Here is a 3,405-nt window from a genome sequence, read left to right as displayed (position 1 = left end):
CGGCTTCCAGCCACTGCACCCGGTGCTGGCGCGGCCCCAGCCGCTGCTGCGCCCGCGCCAGGGCGGCCCCCGAAATATCGAGCACCGTCACGTTCTCGTAGCCCGCGTCCAGCAGGTAATCAACCAGCCGGCTGTCGCCGCCGCCCACGTCGATGATGGGCGCCGATTTGGGCAGCGCAAAGCCGTGAATAAACTCCAGCGACGTAGTGGGCACGGCTTGGGTCCAGCTCACTTCGTGGGGCTGTTTGGCGGCGTACACGGTTTCCCAGTGCCGCTTGGGGTCGGGGGCGGAGGCCATAGCGAAGCGAAATAAAAGTTGAGTTAGTGCGCGCCGGCCGCCGCCTGAAAAGTCTTCACCGCCTCGCTCAAATCGAGCACCTCGGTGCCGGGCAGGGCGGCGGCCACAATGCTGCTGCCGGCCGCCGAGCGATAGCCGCCCGCGCAGTGCACCACCACCGGCTTATTGGTCGGAATCTCGCCGGCCCGTTCGCGCAGCTCGGGCAGCGGAATGTTGATGGCGCCGGCGAAGATGGGCTCGTCGCGGTGCTCCACGGGGTTGCGGATGTCCACGATGGTGTAGTTTTCGGGATGCTCGCGGAAAGCTGACACATCGAGCACCGGCAGGGTGGCCTCCGCGGTCGGCGTACCCACCAGCGCACCCTTAATGAGCGGCTCGTAGCCGATTTTGGTCGTCTTCTGAATCAGGTCCTCCAGCGTGGCCTCGTCGGCGGCAAGCAAGTAGAACCGCTCCTCCGGCCCCACGATGGAGCCCAGCCAGGTTTCGAACTTGCCGCCCTGTTGGATGTTGATGGCGCCCGCCACGTGGCCCTTTTTGAATTCGGCTTCGGGGCGCGAGTCGATAACGACCGCGCCGGCTTCCAGCTTCGTGCCGGGGGCCAGGCGCGGCACCTGCTGCACGCTGGGCATGTAGGCGGGCGCGCCAGCCTTATTCAGGGCCACGTCGTAGCCGAAATATTTCGGGATGAACGGCTGGTCGGCCAGCAGCTCGCGCACAAAGGCTTCCTCGCTCATATCCCGCAGCATGGGGTTGCCGGCTTTCTCGGCGCCGATGCTGCTGCTGTTGGCCCCGGCCAGGGCCTTGCCGCAGAGGCTGCCCGCGCCGTGCGCCGGGTACACCAGCACGTCGGCGGCCAAAGGCATGAGCTTGTCGCGCAGCGAGTGGTACATCTGCTTGGCCAGTTCTTCACGCTTGGCGGTCAGGTTGCCGGCCTTTTCGCGCAGGTCAGGCCGGCCCACGTCGCCGATGAACAGCGTGTCGCCGGTGAATACAGCTACGTCTTTGCCTTCGCGGCTGAGTACGATGCTGAGCGAGTCGGGCGAGTGGCCGGGCGTGTTCAGGGCGCGGAAATTCAGCTTACCCACCGTGAAGGACTGGCCCTCGTCGAAGGCCTCGTGGGCATAATCAGCCCCCAACAGCTTGCTCACGCGGATGACGGCCCCGGTGGCCTGCGCAATTTCGAGGTGCGACGACACGAAGTCGGCGTGCGGGTGCGTCTCGATGACGGCCACGATGTTGGCCTCATTGGCCCGGGCGTAGTCGTAGTATTGCTGCGGGTTGCGGGCGGGGTCGATGAGGACGATTTCGCGGGCGCACTCGCTCAGAATGGCGTAGGAGAAGTGGGCCAGGCCCTTGTCTTCAAACTGTTCAATTCTCATGATGACGATGGAAAGACGGGTGAAAGAAGCAAGCGGGAAAAGGCGGCAGGCGCCCGATTAAGCGTGATGAAACAGCAGCTCTTTGGTGAGGATAAACGCGCCCATGGCCAGCGTGAACCAGCCAAAAGCCGGCTTCAGCCGGGCCCCCGGGATGAAGCGCGCCAGGTAGGTGCCCAGCACGATACCGCCGAGCGCAAACGCCAGAAAGCCTAGCAGGAATGGCCACGCAATGGGCGTGCCCGCGCTGAGGTCGCCGCTGAAGCCGATGAGCGAGTTCAGGGCAATAATGGCCAGCGAGGTGCCCACGGCCAGCTTCATCGGCAGGCGCGCCCCGAGCACCAACGCTGGAATGATGAGAAAGCCGCCGCCCGCGCCCACAAAGCCCGTGAGCGTACCCACCACCAGCCCAATGGCGAGAATGAGTGGGTAGTTGAACCGGTGCGGATGGTGCAGTTCGTCGTCGAGCACTACTTCGGCCTGCTTGCTGCGAATCATCGACGTAGCGGCCGCCACCATCAGCACGGCGAAGGCCACCAGCACCAGTAGGTCTTTGGTGAACACGATGCCGCCTACCGTGAACAGCACGTGCGGAATGGCCGGCATCAGCACCTTGCGCACCGTGAACACGGCCAGCAGCGAGGGCACCAGAAACACCACGGCCGTTTTCAGCGACACCAGCCCCTTGCGGAAGTAGCCCGCCGCGCCCACCATCGAGGTGCTGCCCACCACAAACAGCGAGTAGGCCGTGCTCAGCACCGGGCTCACGCCCATCAGGTACACCAGCACCGGCACCGTGAGGATGGAGCCGCCCCCGCCCATAATGCCCAGCGAGAGGCCAATGAAGATGGCGGCGAAATAACCAAAGTAGTGTAGCATGGGTGGGAGCGGGAAAGGATGTATGAATTTATGATTGATTGTTCATGTGTTGCGGCAAAAAAAGGCCGCGCCGCCTACAGGAACGTGCACGCGGCCAGGCACTGAATAACATCGACGACTTCGCGCATTTTTAGCGAATAGTAGATGTTTTTGCCGTCGCGGGTGCTGCTAAGAATGCCTTTCAGCTTCATGCCGGCCAAGTGGTGCGAGAGCAGACTTTGCTCCACATTCAGCTTTTCGCTGATGTCGGACACCGACAGGGGTTGCTGGGCAGCCAGCAGCTGCACGATGGCAATGCGCGTGGGGTGGGCCGTGGTTTTGAGAATGAAGGCCACTTTTTCCATCTTCTCGACAGAAAGGCCCATATCAACCAGCGGCGCAGCAGTAGGGGAGGTGCTCATGGTACTGGCAAAGGTATGAATGAAATTTCATATGAACAAGCATTCATGCTAAATTCAACGCTCTCTTGCCACCGGCTTTAATCAGTCATTTCTATATACCCGCAATGACGAGCAGCTACTTCATATCCATGTTTTTGCCATTGAGGCGGATGAGCTGACCGGCGCGGCGACCGTTGCGCCGGATGTGCGCGGAGGGGTCTTTGGCCAGCACCAGACGCGGCAGGGAGCAATCCGCAAGCGATACGTCCTGCGAGACGTAGCCAGCCGCGCCAATTGTCAGCTGCTGGTCCTGGTATAACGCGTCGGGAATCTGGAAGCGGCCTTCGGAGTCGGTGACGTATACCTGGTGCGTACCTTTTACGAGCAGGGTGGCGCCCAGCAGCGGCCGGCCGTTGGCCTCGAACACCTGGCCCTGGAGCGGCACGCAGGCCAGCCGCATGCGGCGCGAACT

The 3,405-nt window shown here is 62.7% G+C and carries 5 protein-coding genes; all 5 read right to left on the bottom strand.

The features are described 5' to 3' along the window. The coding region (locus tag ACYVDE_RS17915; RefSeq protein ID WP_460502920.1) for a class I SAM-dependent methyltransferase at nt 1-298 on the bottom strand (298 nt) is incomplete at its 3' end. A 23-nt stretch (nt 299-321) separates the two neighbouring features. After that, nucleotides 322-1,677: an MBL fold metallo-hydrolase gene (locus ACYVDE_RS17910; RefSeq protein WP_460502919.1), complete on the bottom strand. Its 1,356-nt coding sequence runs from the start codon at nt 1,675-1,677 to the stop codon at nt 322-324. 57 nt (nt 1,678-1,734) lie between these two features. Continuing rightward, complete coding sequence (locus ACYVDE_RS17905; protein ID WP_460502918.1) at nt 1,735-2,553, bottom strand: sulfite exporter TauE/SafE family protein; 819 nt, start codon at nt 2,551-2,553, stop codon at nt 1,735-1,737. A gap of 74 nt (nt 2,554-2,627) precedes the next feature. Then, nucleotides 2,628-2,954 (bottom strand): ArsR/SmtB family transcription factor, encoded by a 327-nt coding sequence (locus ACYVDE_RS17900; protein WP_460502917.1) that lies wholly within the window; start codon nt 2,952-2,954, stop codon nt 2,628-2,630. Nucleotides 2,955-3,069: 115 nt separating this feature from the next. Next, nucleotides 3,070-3,405, bottom strand: a 336-nt coding sequence (locus ACYVDE_RS17895; protein WP_460502916.1) for a carboxypeptidase-like regulatory domain-containing protein, incomplete at its 5' end; no start/stop codon positions are given.

It is taken from the genome of Hymenobacter agri (assembly GCF_054778495.1).
This window is presented reverse-complemented; position numbering and strand designations above follow the sequence as displayed.

Excerpts from the sequence above, each read along its gene's own strand:
- ACYVDE_RS17900 (WP_460502917.1), bottom strand. The coding sequence starts at position 2,954 with ATGAGCACCTCCCCTACTGCTGCGCCGCTGGTTGATATGGGCCTTTCT.
- ACYVDE_RS17910 (WP_460502919.1), bottom strand. The coding sequence starts at position 1,677 with ATGAGAATTGAACAGTTTGAAGACAAGGGCCTGGCCCACTTCTCCTAC.
- ACYVDE_RS17905 (WP_460502918.1), bottom strand. The coding sequence starts at position 2,553 with ATGCTACACTACTTTGGTTATTTCGCCGCCATCTTCATTGGCCTCTCG.